The organism is Acetobacter sp. P1H12_c (assembly GCF_018811975.1).
GTDB classification, from domain to species: Bacteria; Pseudomonadota; Alphaproteobacteria; order Acetobacterales; family Acetobacteraceae; genus Acetobacter; species Acetobacter persici.
On record NZ_JACRVR010000015.1, the window covers coordinates 49,726 to 67,756 of the forward strand.

Sequence of the window (18,031 nt, forward strand, 5' to 3'; positions counted from 1 at the left end):
TCTGATCACATTCTTAAACCGGCTGTTTTCTGGACAGAGCCATGAACAGAACAGACAGCACGACCATAAAGCCCAGATAAAGGCAGAAAATTGTGCCGTTGCAGGCAATGACGGCCACCAGCGCGATCAGCGCCCCCACCAGCGCAACAGCGGGCAGAACAGGGTAAAACGGCGCACGGTAAGAGCGGTGCAGGTCAGGCTCCGTGCGGCGCAGGCGGAACAGGCTGATCATGCTCAGCACATACATGGTCAGCGCCCCGAAGACCGACATCGTGACCAGCGTCGCGGTGAGCGACTGCCCGTTGATGGAAATGACATCATCCGAGAAAATGGCCGCGATGCCGATGACCCCTCCGGCAATGGTTGCCATATACGGTGTCTGAAACCGGGGGTGCAGCCGCCCCAGCACCTTCGGCAGGAAGCCCGCACGGGCCAGCGCAAAAATCTGCCGTGCATAGCCCATGATAATCCCGTGCAGGGACGCTACCAGCCCGAACAGCCCCAGCCAGACCAGCATGTGCAGCCAGCCACTATGGCTGCCCACCACCTGCTTCATGGCCTGCGGCAGAGGGTCATTCAGGTTAGCCAGAGTCCGCCAGTCCCCCACCCCCCCGGCAAACAGCATGACACCAAAAGCCAGAGAAACGAGGGTCAGCACCCCGGCAATATAGGCCACCGGAATAGCGCGTCTGGGGTCTTTTGCTTCCTCAGCCGCCATGGCCACGCCTTCAATGGCCAGAAAGAACCAGATTGCAAACGGGATTGCAGCAAAAATGCCTCCCATGGCTTCCCAGCCAAAATGGGGCGCAACACCCCAACCGTTCTGGGTAAAATTCTGCCATGAAAAGGCCGGAGCCACGACGCCCATAAACACAAGCAGTTCGATAATGGCTGCTATGGTAATAAAAAGTTCAAAGGTTGCTGCAATATGCACGCCAACAATGTTCAGCGTCATGAACACCAGATACGCGCCACAGGCAGCCACCTTGGGTGAAAGTCCGGGAAACTGCACGTTCAGATAAGCCCCGATGGCCAGAGCAATGGCGGGAGGTGCAAAAATGAATTCCACCAGTGTCGCCAGCCCTACAATCAGGCCGCCCCAGCGGCCCAGAGCGCGCGAGCTATAGGTAAACGGGCCGCCAGCCTGCGGAATGGCGCAGGTCAGTTCCGTAAAACTGAAGATAAAAGCCGTATAAATCACCGCCACAAAAACAGTAGCGACCAGAAAACCGAGCGTGCCCGCTGTGGCCCACCCGTAACTCCAGCCAAAATATTCGCCAGAAATCACCAGCCCGACGGCAATGCCCCACAGATGGAACGCCCCCAGTGTTTTATGCAGATGGGTGGGGTTCTGGCTCATACGTGCTGGTCCTTTACTATGGCAGGAAGGGGGCTTTCAGGAAGTGTGTCAGAAGAGGTGCTGTCCGGTGCGGCATCTTTCAGGCCAACACCTGTCAGCTGCATCCGCATGGCTTCCTTCATCAGCCATGCCAGTTTGCCGGCGGCTCCCGAGGTCGGCAGCCCGTGCGGGTGAATATTGGAAAGGCAGTTCCGGGCGGAATCCGGGCACCCCACATAGGGCGCATATGTCAGATAAACGCCCATGCTGTCGGCCACACTCAGGCCGGGGCGCTCACCAATCATCATCACAACCATGCGGGCGCCAAGGGCCGAGGCAATTTCATCCCCCAGAGCCACACGCCCCTGCGTGGCAATGACCAGCGGCGCAATCCGCCAGTCTTTCAGCCGTGGCAGCATCGCCCGGAACAAAGGAATAGCGCCCTTCTGCGTTGCCACGGAAGACAGGCCATCTGCTGCGACAAACACAACATCCCATTCGCCTTTTTGTAAAAACGACAGACTTTCCGGGGCCAGCCTGCGGCCCAGATCGGGCCTGCGCAGATATGTCGGACGGTCATCCGCACGGCTGCGGACACACAGGCAGGGCATACCGTTCATCTGCGCCAGCATGGCCTGCACATCCAGCGGTGTGTGCACAGCATCCCGCGCCTGCGCATGGGCGGCCTGAAACGTCAAAACATCGGAAGTGCGTTGCGCATTCCCGCTTCGGCCCAGACCAATCCGCGCCCGCGTGAGAGCGCGCAGATCCTGCCAGACATCCGGTCTGGTCTCTGTATTCTCAGAAGGAAAAACAGGTTTTTTTGTCATGATGTCAGACCACAAGCTGCGCAAGGCGCGTCTGGTGCGGGGCAAGTTCCAGCATGCGGCCGGACTGTGGCTCAAACAGGCCCATCTGTTCCAGCCACGCTGCAAATTCGGGCGCAGGCCGCAAGTTAAGCATGCTGCGCAGGGTCAGGATATCGTGAAAAGACAGGCTCTGGTAATTCAGCATGATATCATCCGCACCGGGCACGCCAATCAGGAAGGTAATTCCCGCAGCCCCCAGCAGCACCATCAGATTGTCCATATCATCCTGATCGGCCTCGGCATGGTTGGTGTAACAGGCATCACACCCCATCGGCACACCCAGCAGCTTGGCACAGAAATGGTCTTCCAGCCCGGCACGGATAATCTGTTTGCCATCATACAGATATTCCGGGCCGATAAAGCCAACGACTGTATTCACCAGTAAGGGCCGGAACGCACGGGCCACGGCATAAGCGCGTGTTTCCACTGTCTGCTGGTCCAGCCCGTGATGCGCCTCTGCAGAAAGGGCCGCCCCCTGCCCGGTCTCAAAATACATCACGTTGTCGCCTACCGTGCCGCGTTTGAGCGAGAGAGCAGCCTCATGCGCCTCCTTTAAAATCTCCAGCGTGACGCCAAAGCCTTCATTGGCTTTCTGCGTGCCTGCAATGGACTGAAACACCAGATCCACCGCACCGCCCTTGTTCATGATCTCAAGCGTGTTGGTCACATGTGTCAGCACGCAGGTCTGCGTTGGAATATCATAGCGGCGGCGGGCATGATCCAGCATGTCCAGCAGGGCCAGACCGTTCGCGACACTGTCGGTCGCAGGGTTGATACCAATGACGGCATCTCCCATACCATAGAGCAGACCATCCAGCGTGGAGGCGGCAATCCCCTTGAGATCATCCGTGGGGTGGTTCGGTTGCAGGCGCGACGCCAGACAGCCTTCCAGCCCGATTGTGTTACGGAAGCGCGTGACCACACGCATTTTGCGCGCCGCACTCATCAGATCCTGATTGCGCATAATCTTGCTGACTGCTGCCGCCATTTCCGGCGTAAAGCCGGGTGCCGCAGCGCGTAATGCCGCGGTCGTCGCATCATCAGACAACAGCCAGTTCCGCAGGTCTCCTACCGTCATGGACGCAAACGGGGCAAAGGCCGCCTTGTCGTGCGTATCCATAATCAGACGGGTGACATCATCAGCCTCATAAGGGATCAGGTCTGTGCGGACAAAAAGATCAAGCGGCACATCCGCGAGCGCGTGCCGGGCCGCGATACGCTGCCTGTCTGATGTTGCGGCGAGCCCGGCCAGCTCATCGCCTGACCGCGCGGGAGAGGCGATCGCCATGAGTGTCTTCAGATCGTCAAACACATAGTGTTCACCGCCAAGACTATACTGAAACCCCATATCGGCATACCTCCCGATCCCGTTCGGCACTCTGCCCGGCCTTTTTTACAAGATCCGGCGTCCTGCCCGACTGGTTTTATTTTCGTTCGATACTGAAATGATAGCTGAGCTGCGCGCGTACTGACTTGACCGATTCCAACAAACTTTTGACACTTTACAACGTTCAGAATGATAAACACCGCACTCCGCTTTGTTGAGGATATGATGCACCACCCTTCCGGCACAGGAGAAAATGCCAGCGTTCTCGCTGCGGCCGCATGTGGCGTGGAACGTTTCATGCAGGACCGTGGCGGGGATATAGACCGCATTGCCGGGCGCGCGGGCCTGTCTACCCGCCAGTTTTCCCTGCCGACCGATACCTTGGACCTCGGGGCGTATTGTCGCCTGTTTCATGAAGCAGCGGCCGAGACACAGGATGGCAATATCGGCCTGTGGTTCGGCCAGCAGTTTGATCCACGCCATCTGGGGCTGATCGGCTATGTTGCCCTGCTCTCCCCTACCGTCTCTGATGCGCTGCAAAATCTCGCCGCGCACTTCATGTATCATCAGGCCCGGACGGAAACCCGTTTTGTGCAGCACGGAGACCTGCTCCGGCTGGAATATGCCATCCGGGACCCGTCCATTCTGACCCGCCGCCATGATGCGGAACTGACCATGGGCATGTTCTGCAACATTCTGCGTCACGCGCTGGGCCCGGACTGGGTGCCGGAAGAGGTGCAGTTTGAACATCCTCAGCCCGAACAGGCGGAAGAGCACCGGCGGGCTTTTCAGGCAGAGATCCGCTTCCAGTGCCCGACCAATGCGCTGGTCTTCCGTAAAACCGGCATGGACCACGCGATGCCGGACTCAAACAGCGGCATGCTAGACGTGATCCGCTCCTCCCTGATCTCCCTTGCCCGTAGCAGGCCCGATCTGGCGGCCCCGGACCTGCCCCTTAAAGAACAGGTTGTGCGGCATATCCGCGCTGCTCTTGAAGGAGGCCATAGTGAACTCCCGGACATCGCCACACGGATGAATCTGCCGCACTGGACCCTGCAACGCAGACTCGCACAGCGTAATCTGTCCTATTCCGTTTTGCTGGAAGAAACCCGGTATGCGGAAGCGCTGCGCTATCTGGCCATGCCAGCGTATGACATCAGCGCCATTGCCCGCACGCTGGCCTATACGGAAACCAGCGCCTTCAGCCGGGCTTTCCGGAAATGGAGCGGCCTCTCACCCCGCGCATGGCGGCAACAGAACATTCCCGCGTTTTCCGCCTGACCAGATGCCATCTCACTCCCTCAGTTGGAGATGACATCTCCAGAACAGTTCTTATCGCACCCTGACTCTGATGGCATGGTGGTTTGACCAGTGACAAACAGGCCGCCAGCGCGGCCCCTCCTGCATAAAGGGTCAAAAAGCATGTCTGACGTTTTTGTTGTCTACCATTCCGGCTATGGTCACACCCGCAAAGTTGCTGAACATGTGGCGCAGGGTGCGAATGCAACGCTGATTGCCATTGATGAAAACGGCAACCTCCCCGAAGAGGCATGGGACAAGCTGAGCACCGCCAAAGCCATTATTTTCGGCGCACCGACCTACATGGGCAATGCAAGCTGGCAGTTTAAGAAATTTGCCGATGCAACCTCAAAAGTCTGGTTTACCCGTGGATGGGAAAACAAGATTTTCGGAGGCTTTACCAACAGCGCCAGCCTGAACGGTGATAAAGCCGTCACGCTGGAATGGCTGAACACGCTGGCCTCCCAGCATGGTGGCATCTGGGTCAGCCTTGGCCTGCCGCCCGCAAACACCAAGGCCGCCAAACGCACGGACATCAACAACCTCGGCGGCTCTGTCGGCCTGCTGGTGCAAAGCCCGGCTGACGCCAGCACGGATGAAATCCCGCAGGGCGATCTGGATACTGCCATCCTGTATGGCAAGCGCGTTGCAGAGGTTGCCTCACGCTTTTCCGCCGCCTGATACAGACTATTTTACGGCTGTAAACCGTCCGGGGCTGCCATGCGCAGCCTCGGATTTTTTATGGCTTATTTGCACATATTTTTATCACACGCTCTGAGCACGGATCATGCTATAAATTCATCCGCACTCGAAATGTTGTGAAAGCAAAAATGAAAAAGGGTTCTCTGCTCGGCATTGCTGCCGGAGCACTTCTGGTCATTCTGGGTCTCTTCGGTATTCTTAGCCGCCACACGCACTCTGCGTCTTCAGACCCGGCACAGCCTGACCCCTGCGAGTCGTCTCCCGATAAACGCCCGGACACCTGTTCTTCTCACGGCCATTCTTCAGGCACAACGGCTTATACCTCGTCCAACTGGATGAACAGACGCGCATCCGGCCATGATAGTGGTGAGGCAGAAGCCGAGTCCGCAGGCCATGCAGGCTTTGGCGAGGGGGCCGCAGGCCACGCGGGCGGAGGCGGCGAGTAAGGCTGCTCAATGCCGCACATTCGCCGTGTGCCTGCCACTGCCAGACAGGACTGGAAAACGCAGGCTGACCAGATCGGATACGGCTATTACCGCAATGAGGATGGCTCCGAAGCGTGGCGGGAGAGCGTCCGCTATGAGCTTGATCACTCTGCCCTCACCCTGATTCGCCACACGGCTCAAACCCTGCATCAGATGTGCCTCAGTCTGGTGGAGGACATTATCCGGCAACCGGACGGGCTGGACACGTTCCATATTCCGCGCAGCACGCAGGATGTTGTGCGCGACTCATGGCGCAGACAGGACCCGTTTCTGATCGGCCGGTTTGATCTGGCATGGTGTGGCGGCCAGCCCAGACTGATTGAATATAATGCGGACACCCCGGCCACCTTACCAGAAAGCACGCGCATGCAGACACTCTGGCACCAGCACTGTGGCCAGCCGCATGACCACGCGCCACTTGAGGCAGAACGTCTGGTGGCTCACCTCACCACCTTGCGGCAGGCGGGGCGTATCAGCCCCACCATCCACATCGTGCCCTACCCTGATAATCTTGAGGACGCGACACACGCCCTTTATTACAGCCAGTGGGCGCAGCAGGCCGGGCTGACCGCTGTGGTCTGTGACCTGAAAGATCTGGAAGTCAGCACGGGCGGAGAACTCCTTTATCAGGGCCGGATTATCCGCACCATGCTGCGGATGTATCCGTGGGAACTCATGTTTCGTGATCCGGGCGCACGGCACCTGCACACCTGCCACTGCACGTTTCTCAACCCGCCATGGACGGCCCTGCTCTCCAACAAAGCGCTGCTTCCCGCCCTGTGGGAACGCCACCCCGGCCACCCCAACCTAATGGCGGCCGGGTACAGCCCGCAGGACGTCACCCGCAACAGTTCGGCGGCATATGTGGAAAAACCCATTCATGCCCGTGGCGGTGAAAATGTCCGGATGATGCGGGGCATAAAAACCCTCTATGCCGAGGCAGGCACCTACAACGCCTATCCTAAAATCTATCAGGACTTTGCGGACCACCGGATTAACGGCGTAACAGCCTCCATCGGCGCGTGGATGATTGGAGACAAGTTTTCAGGCCTGACCATGCGGGAAAGTGCCACGCCGGTTGTAAGCCACACATCCGCCATTGTGCCGCATATCGTTTATAAAAAACGGAAATTCTCTTACTATTTAGAGAAACTCCTCCGGCCATCTCCCCGCACAGTAAGCAGCAGATAGTTTTATCCCTGTGACAGCCTGAGCCAGATCGCGATATATTCCATTATTTTATAAATAATTCTGAGATTTCCTGCCGTTCTTTTGAATGGCAGATGCGCAGTCCTGCTGCGGGCAACAATGATTGACCCGACCTTCCAAAGCGTGGGAAAGACTTGCGAAGAACGACGATCCCACTGAACAGACCAGCAAGCCAGGGCAGACACTGATGACCGCAGGAAAGAAAGCAACCCTAATCATTCTGCTCGCTTTTGCGCTGTCCGGATGCAAAAATTTCTATCACAGCAGTTGCCCCGGCTTCTCCGGTGAAAACCCGGAAGCACGTGACGGCATCAAGTCCGTGATCCAGACCTGCAACTAGGCTTTATTAGTATTAGTCGGGGCATGGCGGAGAGGGAGGGATTCGAACCCTCGGAACTATTGCTAGCTCAACGGTTTTCGAGACCGCCCCGTTCGACCGCTCCGGCACCTCTCCGTTGGCCCGGCTTATAAGCAGGGATTTTCCGGCGTGCAAGCAGAGATCCGGGACATGTGCAAGTTCTTGTTGACGAGCACGGGACTCTCCCCGTAAAAAGCCGCACCACTCCACAAAGATGGAGCCATGCCGCCAGTGCGGCCAAGGAACAAAAAGCGACCAGACCCTTCGCCTGCGCCTGTGCCGCGGATGGTCAAGAGATCGGAAAGAGAGACAGGTTTTATGTTCGCAGTTATCCGCACCGGCGGCAAGCAGTATCGGGTTGAGCCCAACATGGTGCTCAAGGTTGAAAAGCTGGAAACCGAAGCTGGCGCCACCATCACCTTTGATGAAGTTCTTGCCGTAGGTGGCGAAGGCTCCGTGACCATTGGCGCCCCCACAGTTGCTGGCGCAAAGGTGACGGCAACCGTCATCGCTCAGGACCGCCTCAAGAAGGTCATCATCTTCAAGAAGCGCCGCCGGCAGAACAGCCGCCGCAAGAATGGCCACCGCCAGCCGGTTACCGTTCTGCGCATTCAAGAGATTAACGCCGCCTGAGCCCCTTAAGGGTTCGGCTGGTTAGACCAAGGAGGACTTAGGTCATGGCACAAAAAAAAGCAGGCGGTTCATCCCGCAACGGGCGCGACAGCGCCGGACGCCGTCTTGGCGTTAAAAAATTCGGTGGCGAACAGGTTATCGCTGGCAACATCATCATCCGCCAGCGCGGCACGAAGATGAAGCCGGGCGCTAACGTTGGTGTTGGTCGTGACCACACCATCTTCGCTCTGGTTGACGGCAGCGTTCGCTTTGAGCGTCGCGCCGAAGGCCGCGTCCACGTTTCCGTGGATGCGCTGCCGGCCGCTGCTGAATAAGTTTTCAGCACGCTCCACCACGCGTTTTTCCCGTGGCCGGAATGGCAAGGGGCCGGTCCTCACGGATCGGCCCCTTTTCATATTCAGGCGTTGAAAGTATCCCATGAAGTTTCTTGATCAGGCCAAAATCTACGTCCGCTCAGGCGATGGCGGAGATGGTGTCACCGCGTTCCGCCGGGAAAAATATATTGAATTCGGCGGCCCGGATGGCGGCAATGGCGGTCGTGGCGGCGATATTGTGTTTGAAGCCGTTCCCAACCTGAATACGCTGATCGACTTCCGGTACACCCAGCATTTCCGCGCCCGCAAAGGTGGTAACGGGGCTGGCTCTGACCGTACGGGGGCTGCGGCACAGAACGTGGTGATCAAAGTACCCATTGGCACGCAGATTTTTGACGACGATAAAGAAACCCTGCTGGCTGATCTGGATGAAGCCGGCAAAAGCATCACCCTCTGCCGGGGTGGTGATGGCGGCTTTGGGAACGCAAACTTCAAAAGCAGCACCAACCGCGCGCCGCGCCGGTCTGACAAAGGCTGGCCGGGTGAAGAACGCTGGGTCTGGCTGCGCCTGAAGCTGATTGCCGATGTCGGGCTGGTCGGCCTGCCCAATGCCGGAAAATCCACCTTCCTGTCTGTTGTATCCGCAGCACGGCCGAAAATTGCGGATTATCCCTTCACCACCCTGCACCCCCAGCTGGGCGTTGTGCGCCTGTCCATGACAGAAGAATTTGTGGTGGCGGATATTCCGGGCCTGATTGAAGGCGCGCATGAGGGCACAGGGCTGGGAGACCGCTTTCTGGGCCATGTGGAACGCTGCGCCGTTCTGCTGCACCTGATTGACGGGGCGGCGGGCGACGTTGTGGAGACCTGGCGCACCATCCGGCATGAACTGGCGGCCTATGGTGGCGGTCTGGCCGACAAGCCGGAAATTATCGCCCTGAACAAAAATGATGCCATGACCCCGCGGGAGGCTTCGGCCCGCAAACGCGCACTGGAAAAAGCCAGTGGTGCCCCGGTTATGCTGATCTCCGCCGCAACGCGGCAGGGCGTGCCGGAACTGCTTCGCGCCATTCAGACGCAGGTTACGGCCATCCGCAAGGATGAAGAAGACCCCGCATAACCCTGCACGCTCCCCCGGGAGCCCGTGACAGACTACTGGACGATTTCCATGACCGGACGCCCCGCCAGCCCCTCCCTTTCTTCAGCCCGCAGGCTTGTCATCAAGATAGGCAGCGCGCTGGTGGTCGATCCGGAAAGAGCCGCCCCACGGCAGGCATGGCTGGCCAGTGTTGCGGAAGATATCGCGCTACTCCGGCGTCATGGCACGGATGTCACCGTCGTCTCCTCCGGCGCGATTGCGCTGGCCCGCCACACGCTGGGGCTGACCCATGGCGCGCTCCGCCTGCCGGAAAAGCAGGCCGCGGCGGCTGTCGGGCAGATCAGTCTGGCGCAGGCCTGGAGTCAGGCGCTCTCCACACAGGGTCTGACAGCCGCGCAGCTTCTGCTGACCCCGGATGATACGGAAGACCGCAAGCGGTACCTCAACGCCCGCGCCACGCTGGATACGCTGCTGGGGCTGGGCTGCGTGCCGGTGATCAATGAGAACGACACCATTGCCACAACGGAAATCCGGTTTGGGGACAATGACCGCCTGGCAGCCCGCGTCGCCCAGATGACGGGGGCTGATCAGCTTGTTCTGCTATCCGATATTGATGGCTTATATACAGCCGACCCCCGCACAAATCCGGATGCCAGACATCTGCCGGTGATTGAAGCCATGACGCCGGAGATTGAGGCCATGGGGGGTGAACCGCCTCCGGGCTATTCGTCCGGCGGGATGCGCACCAAACTTCTGGCCGCCGGGATTGCCACCCGCTCCGGCTGCGCTATGGCCATTGCCCTTGGCAAACAGAACCACCCTCTGCGCGCCCTGCTGGACGGCGCACGTTGCTCATGGTTCCTGCCACAAACCTGCGCGCAGACGGCCCGCAAACAATGGATTGCCGGAAGCCTGACCCCCGCGGGTGAAATTATGATTGATAACGGCGCGGCAGATGCCCTGCGTCATGGAGGCTCCCTGCTGCCAGCCGGTGTGCTGGGCGTCAAAGGGGACTTCACGCAGGGGGATCTGGTGGTTGTAACGGATAACGGCGGCCGCGTTCTGGCACGGGGCCTGTCCGCTTACGATGCCGATGATGCCCGCCTCATTGCCGGGCATCGTTCATCAGAACTCGCGGAAATTCTGGGATGGCAGGGGCGCGACGAGATTATCCACCGGGATGATCTGGTCGTCGTCTAAAAGACGTGCGTCTCAGGGGAGGAGCGTGCTCTCCTCCGCGCCTCAGAAATCCGCAGGTCTGCGGGAGGGAAAGTTGAGCACAGGCTCAGCACGCCCGTTTGTTTCATCATAAGAGCGGTTGACCCGTGGCTCAGCAGCCTGTTCCGCCGGACGCAGAAAATCCGGACGATACGGCGGCTGATCAGCATCTGGCGCGCGGTAGCGGCGCATGGCGTCGGCCAGAGGCTCCTGCCTGCCGGAGGCGTCTTTCTGCGATTCATGCCAGGGCATGACGCGCCGCCCGGACGCCTCACGCGGTTCCGGCTCCAGATTGGGCGCAGGCGGCGCATCGCGGCGCGGCTCATACGCATCAGAAACTTTTGGGGTCCGCAGCGGCGTCAGCACCGGTGCTGAAAGAATGGGTGAGGGCCTGACAGGCTCGGGCGGGTAGATTTCCTCCACCTGCACCCCTTCTGGCACCCCTGCCGACATGGGCGGGCGGTTCTGCGCTGTCTCCTGCGCGGGCCGGGCCCCATTCCCCTGCCACGTCCCTTGCGCTGCCCCCTGCCCTGCGGCCAGACGCATGGCCATAGCCCGCAGTTCGGCCTGCATTTCCCGCGTTTGCAGCTCCAGCTCCATCAGACGGCCTTTTACGCCAAAGACGGCAAACGGCATCATCAGAAACGCGAGCCCGAAGACGATAACAAGCGCTATCACCAAAAGCTGCGCCCAGAGCGGCATCCAGTCTGGAAAAACCACAGACATCATTTTTACAGACCCCACACGGCAGGAACCCACACCGCGCCAGCCTGCTCCACGAAAAAAGGAGCTTACTGCCCGGTATGGGGTTAATTAAATTTCCAGGATTACATTCCCAGCGCGCGACGATAGATATCCAGCAGGGTTTCCTGCTCTTCCACTTCACTCGGCTCCTGCTTGCGCAGACGGATGATCTGCCGGATGACTTTAACATCAAACCCGGCGGACTTGGCTTCCGTGAAGATATCCTTGATATCGCCAGCAAGGGCCTTGCGCTCTTCTTCCAGACGCTCGACCCGTTCGATGATGCTTCTCAGCCGGTCAGCGGCAATGCCACCCACGGCTGCATCGTCACCACCGGAAAATCCTTCGGTATCCATGCTCCAGTTCCCCCGTTTCCAGTCCGTGTTCAGGGCCTGAGTGCGGCAGGCCTTCCGCCCGCCACGCCCGAACACCAAAGGCGCGGGCTTATCGCGAGCCGCCCGCGCGGTCAATTACCTTGACAGCCAGAAGCCTTATGGACAAACCCTCTGCCACAACGCTTTCCCGACTACCCCGTTCTTGGCTGCACACTCACGGGGAAGAAAGTCTTTGTTTGGGGCTTTTCGAAGGCACCCACACTCCTGCGAAAGTACTATGGCTATGGCGCACATCAACCGGATTGATCCTTTCGATTTTATTATCTTCGGCGCCACCGGCGATCTGACAATGCGCAAGCTGCTGCCTGCGTTTTTACAGCGGTTTCATGCGCAGGAATTTCAGGATGATGCCCGCATCATCTGCATTGCGCGTTCCGCCCACTCCCCTGACCAGTACCGTGAACAGGTGCGGACTGCCTTAAAGGAATTTGCGCCCGCCGCTGCACGGGACGCGGAAACGCTGAACAGCTTTCTGGGGCTGATACAGTATGTCGCGCTGGACGCCACTCAGGAGGGCAGCGACTGGAGCGGGCTGGAAGGCATCCTGTCCGACCCGCAGCGCACGCGAGTCTTTTATCTGGCAACCAGCCCGGCCCTGTATGCGCCGCTGTGTGCAGCGCTTGCCGGGCATAGCCTGATTACCCCCATCACCCGCGTTGTGCTGGAAAAACCCATCGGGGTTAATCTGGAAACCGCGACGGAAATCAATGACGGCGTGGGCCGGTTCTTCCCCGAAGAGTCGATCTACCGGATTGACCATTATCTGGGGAAAGAGGGCGTCCAGAACATTCTGGCCCTGCGGTTTGCCAACCCGGCACTGGAAAAACTCTGGTCCTCCGATGCGATTGCGCATGTGCAGATTACTGCCGCTGAGACCGTCGGCGTGGGCAAGCGTGGCCCCTATTATGACGAATCCGGCGCACTGCGGGATATGGTGCAGAACCACCTGTTGCAGGTGCTGTGCATGGTGGCGATGGACGCCCCGGCCTCCCTTCAGGCGGATGATCTGCGGAACGAAAAACTGAAGGTGCTCAACGCCCTGCGCCCCATGACGCCAGATATGGTGCGGCACAACGTCATTCGTGGGCAGTATACCGCTGGCCGTATTGATGGGCAGGACGTGCCGGGTTACGCCGAGGATCTGGCGCAGGACCGCGCCAGCAATACGGAAACCTTTGTCGCGATCCGCACAAAAATCCGCTCTTCGCGCTGGGGGAATACGCCCTTCTACCTGCGCACCGGCAAGCGTCTCGCCGCCAAGACGACCGAAATTGTGCTGCAATTCCGCCCGCAGATGTGGCCCATTTTTACCAATACGCCTTCCCCCGGTCGGCTGGTTATCCGCATCGCGCCGAATGAAGGGCTCTCACTGGTTCTGGCCAGTAAAGACCCCGGCGCAGGCGGCTTCCGGGTGCGTAATGCCGCTCTTGATATGGCGTATGAGAACCAGTTTACCATCGAGTATCACGATTCTTACGAGCGCCTGCTGCTGGACGCCGTGCGTGGCAACCCGGCTCTGTTCATCCGCCGGGACGAGGTGGAAGCCTCATGGCGCTGGATTGAACCCATTCTGGACTCATGGCGTCATGCCCTCTCCCCTCTGGAACCCTACCCTGCCGGGAGCTGGGGGCCCGCCTCAACCCGTGCCCTTCTGGCGCGCGATGGTGCCCTGTGGCATGAGGATATGCTGACATGACTGCAAACGCTCCCAAACCCACTCCTCCGCTCCGCGGGCCGTTCCGCAAACGCACGCTGCGCCAGCATGTTCTGCGTCGTCTGGCGCTGGTGGTGCCTATTTCCGTGCTGGTCATTGTGCTGGCCAAAACCGGCACGCTGGACACGCTGACGGACCGCTACACCTTCCGGCCGGAAAGCTGGTTTGATGATACGGCTCTGGTCCGCCACCTGCGGGTGATGGTGACGCATAATGGCATGACGCCCATCAAACCGGACTGCCTGCTGTTTATTGTGAACGGGAATGACCCGCCAACGGCCTCCCGTATTGATGTGATGCAGAAAACATCCGGCTCCTGCCCCGGCCCCAAAGGTGATCTGCCAAAGCTGTTCACCCTGCGGATTGACCGGATGAACCGCATCATCATGTCAGATCAGGGGTCGCCCAACGCTTTTCACCCCGTACCCTGAAGGCTGGCCAGAACGCTCCTGTGAGTCTGGCCAAAGCAGGCAACTGCCTTTGCCTCGCCTGTCTTTAACTGCGTCCTGACGCTTCTCCGGCACTTCAGGCTGCAAATGCTTTGCGCAAGGCCCGCCCGCCCAGACGGAGTGCGGCCTTGCCATTGGGCATGAGCGCGTAAAAATTCAGAAATCCGTGCAGTGCGCCGCGATAGCAGTGATACCGCACCGGCACACCTGCGGCCCGAAGCGCCTTTGCGTAGGCCGCACCTTCATCCCGCATCGGGTCACATTCCGCCGTGATAATGACGGCAGGCGGCAGACCTGACAGATCGGGAGCAAGGCCCGGCACAAACCGGCGCGCCGTCCAGTCTTCCTCCCGCGCAATATACTGGTCCCCGTACCACTGCATGGAGGCACGGGAGAGAAAATAGCCCTCCGCGTACAACTCATGCGACGGAAAAACCTGCGCGCCATAGAGCGACGGATAGTACAGGACCTGCAACGCCGGAACCGGACCGCGCCCCGCCGCCCCCTCCTGCGCCAGAACAGCCGACAGATTCCCGCCCGCGCTGTCGCCCGCCACAGCCACTTTCCCACCCCAGAAACGGACCGAAATATCTGCAAGCCAGCGCAGAGCAGCCTGACTATCCTCCACGGCGGCAGGATAAGGATGCTCCGGGGCCAGCCGGTAATCCGGCAACAGGACTGCCGCCCCGGAAACCCGCGCCAGACGGCAACAGATGCCGTGATGCGAATTGAGCCCGCAATGCACAAACCCGCCCCCGTGCAGATACAGCACAGCGCCCCGCACCCGCCCGTAAGGCAGATAAAGCCGGGCCCGCATGGGGCCAGCCGCACCGGGCACGGAAAGAGAGAAAACTTTCCTGAGCCCCAGAGACGACAGGCGTGTCGGGAAGGAGGGCGTATCCATCGCCTTGCGCAGCGCGACCAGAAAACTGGCTTGCTCCGCCGCTGCACCCCTCAGATTGTCCGGGGTCTGCCCTGCCTCACTGGCCGCCATAGCCTCCGGCCCGCTCTGTTCCAGAATTTCCGGCATAATTTCTGGAACAGGCAGAGGATGCCGGAGTGCTCTTGCCCTGCGACGGGCGGCCTGCCAGCGGATCCAGCCCAGCAGAAGGCGGGAGGAGACGTTGGGGCGGGCGGGAACAGCCTGAGCACTCTCAGGCTCTGCGGAAACTGTCATGGCGGCGAGCATATCCTATTCTCAGCGCAGGCCGATACGATTCCGTCACACTTGCCCCTTGACCTGCTGTGCCGCCCGACGCAGGGTGGCGCCGCCAGACGGTCGGACGGTCGCTGTTCTGCAGTATGTGCAGGAGGGAGGAAAGTCCGGGCTCCACGGGAGAACGGTGCCAGCTAACGGCTGGCGAGGGTGACCTTAGGGAAAGTGCCACAGAAAACAAACCGCCTTCCGGGCGATGTTTCATGGGAAACCATGGGACAAAGCTGAAGGTAAGGGTGAAACGGTGCGGTAAGAGCGCACCGCTCTTCTGGTAACAGCGGAGGCAGGGCAAACCCCACCGGGAGCAAGACCGAATAGGAGCGGCGGAAACCTGCAAGGGTTTCAGGGGTTCTCCCGCCCCGCTGCTCGGGTTGGTTGCGCGAGGCACATCGTGAGGTGTGTCCCAGACGAATGACCGTCCAGGCTCTCCGGAGCTGGACAGAACCCGGCTTACAGACCGTCTGGCATTTCTGTTTCTGCCTCATTTCGGGCCGCAGCTAACGCTGTGCAGCCAGTCTTTGCAGATATAACCAGAACATTTACAGAACATGGCATGGCAAAGTGTTGTTGCTCTCTATTTCAACATTGCTTTGCATCTTGCAGAACAGTTCTCACGAACTACTTCACAAATGGCAGTTTTCTGCTGTTTTTTCTGCCTTTTTAATTTGCGTCCCATAAAATCCCATGCTATCCCACAGAACACCATGCAGGTGGTGGAAGCGGCTCCGTTCCCCGCTGTTCTGCGAACGGAAAGGCCTGAATCAGAAGGACATCGTCTTACGTGAGTGTGTTTCTCGGCACGCATGAGAATCGGTTCGACGCGAAAGGTCGCGTTTCGATTCCTGCCGGATTCCGCACTGTTCTGAAGGCGCAGCATACGGAAGGCGATTCACTGGTGATCCTGCGACCATCCCATACAATGCCCTGCATTGAAGCGTGGCCTGCCGGAGCCTTCTCTCGCCTGACCCAGCCGCTGGACCGGCTGGATATGTTTTCTGACGAGCATGATGATCTTGCGGCAGCCCTGTATGCCGATGCGTACCCGCTTGATCCGGACCGCGAAGGCCGCATCATCATCCCCGATTTTCTGCGCGAACACGCTGGCATTACAGAAAGTGCCGTGGTGGCTTTTATGGGTGTTGGCCGCACCTTCCAGATCTGGGAGCCCGAAGCCGCACGCCAGCGCCGTGAGGACGCACGCCAGCGCTCCCGCCGCATCAGCATTCCCGCCGCACGCGATGGACAGGACGGAGGGGCTGCATGAATGCGCTGACATCTCCACCCGCCCTGCACGACGCCTCCGGCACACCCGCGCCGGGCCATGTGCCCGTTATGCTGCGTGAAGTGCTGGACACTCTGAAACCCGCCGATGGCGAGGCCATTCTGGACTGCACCTTTGGCGGTGGCGGCTACACATCCGCCATTCTGAAGCAGGCAGACTGCGCCGTCTGGGCTATTGACCGGGACCCGGACGCCATTGCACGCGGGCAGGCCATGGCCGCGGCTTTTGTGACTGAGGCGGGGCAGCCGCGCCTGCATATGCTGCACGGCGGATTTGGCAGCATGACGGACCTTGCGGCCGCAGCCCATGCTCCGGCATTTGATGGCATTGTGCTGGACCTCGGCGTGTCCTCTTTCCAGCTTGATGAAGCCGAGCGCGGTTTTTCATTCCGCATGGATGGCCCGCTGGATATGCGGATGGCAAAAAGCGGCCCCTCCGCTGCGGATATCGTGAATAACGCGCCGGAAAGCGAACTGGCGGATATTTTCCATTTTTATGGGGAAGAACGGCATGCCCGCCGCGTGGCCCGCGCCATTGTGGCCGACCGCGTGGACACGCCGTTTGAAACGACTGCGCAACTGGCCGGGCTGATCCGCCGCGTGGTGCCCAGCGACCGGTCCGGTATTGATGCCGCAACCCGCTCTTTTCAGGGGCTGCGCATTGCCGTCAATGATGAGCTTGGCGAGATTGAGCGCGGCCTGACGCAGGCGCTTGATCTGCTGGCCCCCGGTGGCCGGCTGGTTGTGGTCTCCTTCCATTCTCTGGAAGACCGCATTGCCAAACGGGTGATGGCCACTGCGACCGGCAAAACCGCAAGTTTTTCACGTTATGACCCGCGTGCGGCATTGACGAAGGGGGATGAACCCGCCTTTATCGCGCTCACCGGGAGGCCCCTTCGTCCTGGTGATGCGGAATGCATTGCCAACCCGCGCGCCCGCAGCGCCCGCCTCCGCGCTGTGGAAAAACGCCCGACCGATATTTCCTCCTTCGGCAAAGGATTGATCCCATGATCCCCCGGCCCTTTACCTGCTGCTGCGCTGTCCTGGCCATTACTTCGGGATTTTTCCTTTATACGAAGAAGCATCAGACCACGCTTTTAGATCAGCAGATTTCCAAAATCGTGTCTGACACAGAGCGTGTGCGCGCACAGACCGCCATGCTGCGCACGGAATGGGCGCTGGAAAACCAGCCGGAAAGGCTCAGCCGTCTGGCCGAGCACCATCTGGCGGACCTGCACACCATGGACCCCGCGCAGTTTGTCCGCATGACGGATCTGGCGGCCCGCCTCCCCGCACCCGCAACAAAAGCACCGGTTGAAGACCCGCGCGCTGGCATGACCGCGGCAACGCTGGCCTCCGCTCAGTCTGCCACGCCTGCGC

Annotated in this window: 19 protein-coding genes, 1 tRNA gene, 1 other RNA gene and 1 pseudogene; 15 read left to right on the top strand and 7 right to left on the bottom strand. The window is 59.8% G+C overall.

Going from position 1 to position 18,031, the window contains the following annotated elements:
* Positions 1 to 13: 13 nt before the first annotated feature.
* The 3 genes from eat to KP699_RS09455 are packed head-to-tail and all read right to left on the bottom strand — an operon-like array spanning position 14 to position 3,556.
* Entirely contained in the window at positions 14 to 1,360 is a 1,347-nt protein-coding gene (gene eat / locus KP699_RS09445) for an ethanolamine permease (protein ID WP_077931331.1), read from the bottom strand.
* Positions 1,357 to 2,169 (bottom strand): ethanolamine ammonia-lyase subunit EutC, encoded by an 813-nt coding sequence (gene eutC / locus KP699_RS09450; RefSeq protein ID WP_212360869.1) that lies wholly within the window; start codon positions 2,167 to 2,169, stop codon positions 1,357 to 1,359. The genes eat and eutC overlap by 4 nt, the downstream gene beginning before the upstream one ends.
* 4 nt (positions 2,170 to 2,173) lie before the next feature.
* On the bottom strand, positions 2,174 to 3,556 hold the full coding sequence (locus KP699_RS09455; RefSeq protein WP_215762418.1) for an ethanolamine ammonia-lyase subunit EutB: 1,383 nt from the start codon (positions 3,554 to 3,556) through the stop codon (positions 2,174 to 2,176).
* 201 nt (positions 3,557 to 3,757) lie between these two features.
* On the opposite strand from KP699_RS09455, the gene KP699_RS09460 reads away from it, so the two are divergent.
* From KP699_RS09460 to KP699_RS09480, 5 genes are all read left to right on the top strand, one after another.
* Positions 3,758 to 4,816, top strand: coding sequence for an AraC family transcriptional regulator (locus tag KP699_RS09460; protein ID WP_215762419.1), 1,059 nt, complete (start codon positions 3,758 to 3,760; stop codon positions 4,814 to 4,816).
* A gap of 141 nt (positions 4,817 to 4,957) precedes the next feature.
* Positions 4,958 to 5,515, top strand: coding sequence for a flavodoxin family protein (locus tag KP699_RS09465; protein ID WP_215762420.1), 558 nt, complete (start codon positions 4,958 to 4,960; stop codon positions 5,513 to 5,515).
* Positions 5,516 to 5,664: 149 nt separating this feature from the next.
* On the top strand, positions 5,665 to 5,982 hold the full coding sequence (locus tag KP699_RS09470) for a hypothetical protein (protein ID WP_215762421.1): 318 nt from the start codon (positions 5,665 to 5,667) through the stop codon (positions 5,980 to 5,982).
* Positions 5,983 to 5,991: 9 nt separating this feature from the next.
* Positions 5,992 to 7,212: a glutathionylspermidine synthase family protein gene (locus tag KP699_RS09475; protein ID WP_215762422.1), complete on the top strand. Its 1,221-nt coding sequence runs from the start codon at positions 5,992 to 5,994 to the stop codon at positions 7,210 to 7,212.
* 121 nt (positions 7,213 to 7,333) lie between these two features.
* A complete protein-coding gene (locus KP699_RS09480; RefSeq protein ID WP_128081102.1) occupies positions 7,334 to 7,570 on the top strand; it encodes a hypothetical protein in 237 nt (78 codons plus the stop codon).
* 24 nt (positions 7,571 to 7,594) lie between these two features.
* Here the strand turns inward: KP699_RS09480 and KP699_RS09485 are convergent.
* Positions 7,595 to 7,684: transfer RNA gene (locus tag KP699_RS09485), tRNA-Ser, on the bottom strand.
* Between the two features lie 222 nt (positions 7,685 to 7,906).
* Between KP699_RS09485 and rplU the strand changes: the two genes are divergently transcribed.
* From rplU to proB, 4 genes are all read left to right on the top strand, one after another.
* Positions 7,907 to 8,221: a 50S ribosomal protein L21 gene (gene rplU / locus KP699_RS09490; RefSeq protein WP_025825227.1), complete on the top strand. Its 315-nt coding sequence runs from the start codon at positions 7,907 to 7,909 to the stop codon at positions 8,219 to 8,221.
* A 44-nt stretch (positions 8,222 to 8,265) separates the two neighbouring features.
* On the top strand, positions 8,266 to 8,535 hold the full coding sequence (gene rpmA, locus KP699_RS09495; protein ID WP_043553668.1) for a 50S ribosomal protein L27: 270 nt from the start codon (positions 8,266 to 8,268) through the stop codon (positions 8,533 to 8,535).
* Between the two features lie 103 nt (positions 8,536 to 8,638).
* On the top strand, positions 8,639 to 9,655 hold the full coding sequence (gene obgE / locus KP699_RS09500) for a GTPase ObgE (protein ID WP_086655673.1): 1,017 nt from the start codon (positions 8,639 to 8,641) through the stop codon (positions 9,653 to 9,655).
* Between the two features lie 48 nt (positions 9,656 to 9,703).
* On the top strand, positions 9,704 to 10,834 hold the full coding sequence (gene proB, locus KP699_RS09505) for a glutamate 5-kinase (RefSeq protein ID WP_215762423.1): 1,131 nt from the start codon (positions 9,704 to 9,706) through the stop codon (positions 10,832 to 10,834).
* A 42-nt stretch (positions 10,835 to 10,876) separates the two neighbouring features.
* Here proB and KP699_RS09510 read toward each other — a convergent pair whose 3' ends face one another.
* Both KP699_RS09510 and KP699_RS09515 read right to left on the bottom strand, forming a co-directional pair.
* Positions 10,877 to 11,581 (bottom strand): hypothetical protein, encoded by a 705-nt coding sequence (locus tag KP699_RS09510; protein WP_215762424.1) that lies wholly within the window; start codon positions 11,579 to 11,581, stop codon positions 10,877 to 10,879.
* A gap of 98 nt (positions 11,582 to 11,679) precedes the next feature.
* Positions 11,680 to 11,952, bottom strand: coding sequence for a DUF2312 domain-containing protein (locus KP699_RS09515; protein WP_025825221.1), 273 nt, complete (start codon positions 11,950 to 11,952; stop codon positions 11,680 to 11,682).
* Between the two features lie 262 nt (positions 11,953 to 12,214).
* On the opposite strand from KP699_RS09515, the gene zwf reads away from it, so the two are divergent.
* Both zwf and KP699_RS09525 read left to right on the top strand, forming a co-directional pair.
* Complete coding sequence (zwf, locus tag KP699_RS09520) at positions 12,215 to 13,687, top strand: glucose-6-phosphate dehydrogenase (RefSeq protein ID WP_212372995.1); 1,473 nt, start codon at positions 12,215 to 12,217, stop codon at positions 13,685 to 13,687.
* On the top strand, positions 13,684 to 14,136 hold the full coding sequence (locus KP699_RS09525; protein ID WP_215762425.1) for a hypothetical protein: 453 nt from the start codon (positions 13,684 to 13,686) through the stop codon (positions 14,134 to 14,136). The genes zwf and KP699_RS09525 overlap by 4 nt, the downstream gene beginning before the upstream one ends.
* A gap of 94 nt (positions 14,137 to 14,230) precedes the next feature.
* Here the strand turns inward: KP699_RS09525 and KP699_RS09530 are convergent, their stop codons facing one another.
* Positions 14,231 to 15,331 (bottom strand): alpha/beta hydrolase, encoded by a 1,101-nt coding sequence (locus tag KP699_RS09530; protein ID WP_252346916.1) that lies wholly within the window; start codon positions 15,329 to 15,331, stop codon positions 14,231 to 14,233.
* 94 nt (positions 15,332 to 15,425) lie between these two features.
* Between KP699_RS09530 and rnpB the strand changes: the two genes are divergently transcribed.
* From rnpB to KP699_RS09550, 4 genes and pseudogenes are all read left to right on the top strand, one after another.
* Positions 15,426 to 15,839, top strand: an RNA gene (gene rnpB / locus KP699_RS09535) — RNase P RNA component class A.
* 312 nt (positions 15,840 to 16,151) lie between these two features.
* On the top strand, positions 16,152 to 16,634 hold the full coding sequence (mraZ, locus tag KP699_RS09540) for a division/cell wall cluster transcriptional repressor MraZ (RefSeq protein WP_025825215.1): 483 nt from the start codon (positions 16,152 to 16,154) through the stop codon (positions 16,632 to 16,634).
* A complete protein-coding gene (gene rsmH / locus KP699_RS09545) occupies positions 16,631 to 17,662 on the top strand; it encodes a 16S rRNA (cytosine(1402)-N(4))-methyltransferase RsmH (protein WP_077931321.1) in 1,032 nt (343 codons plus the stop codon). Before mraZ ends, rsmH begins: the two co-directional genes overlap by 4 nt.
* Positions 17,659 to 18,031: pseudogene (locus KP699_RS09550) on the top strand (hypothetical protein); the annotation flags it as partial. The gene rsmH and the pseudogene KP699_RS09550, both read left to right, overlap by 4 nt.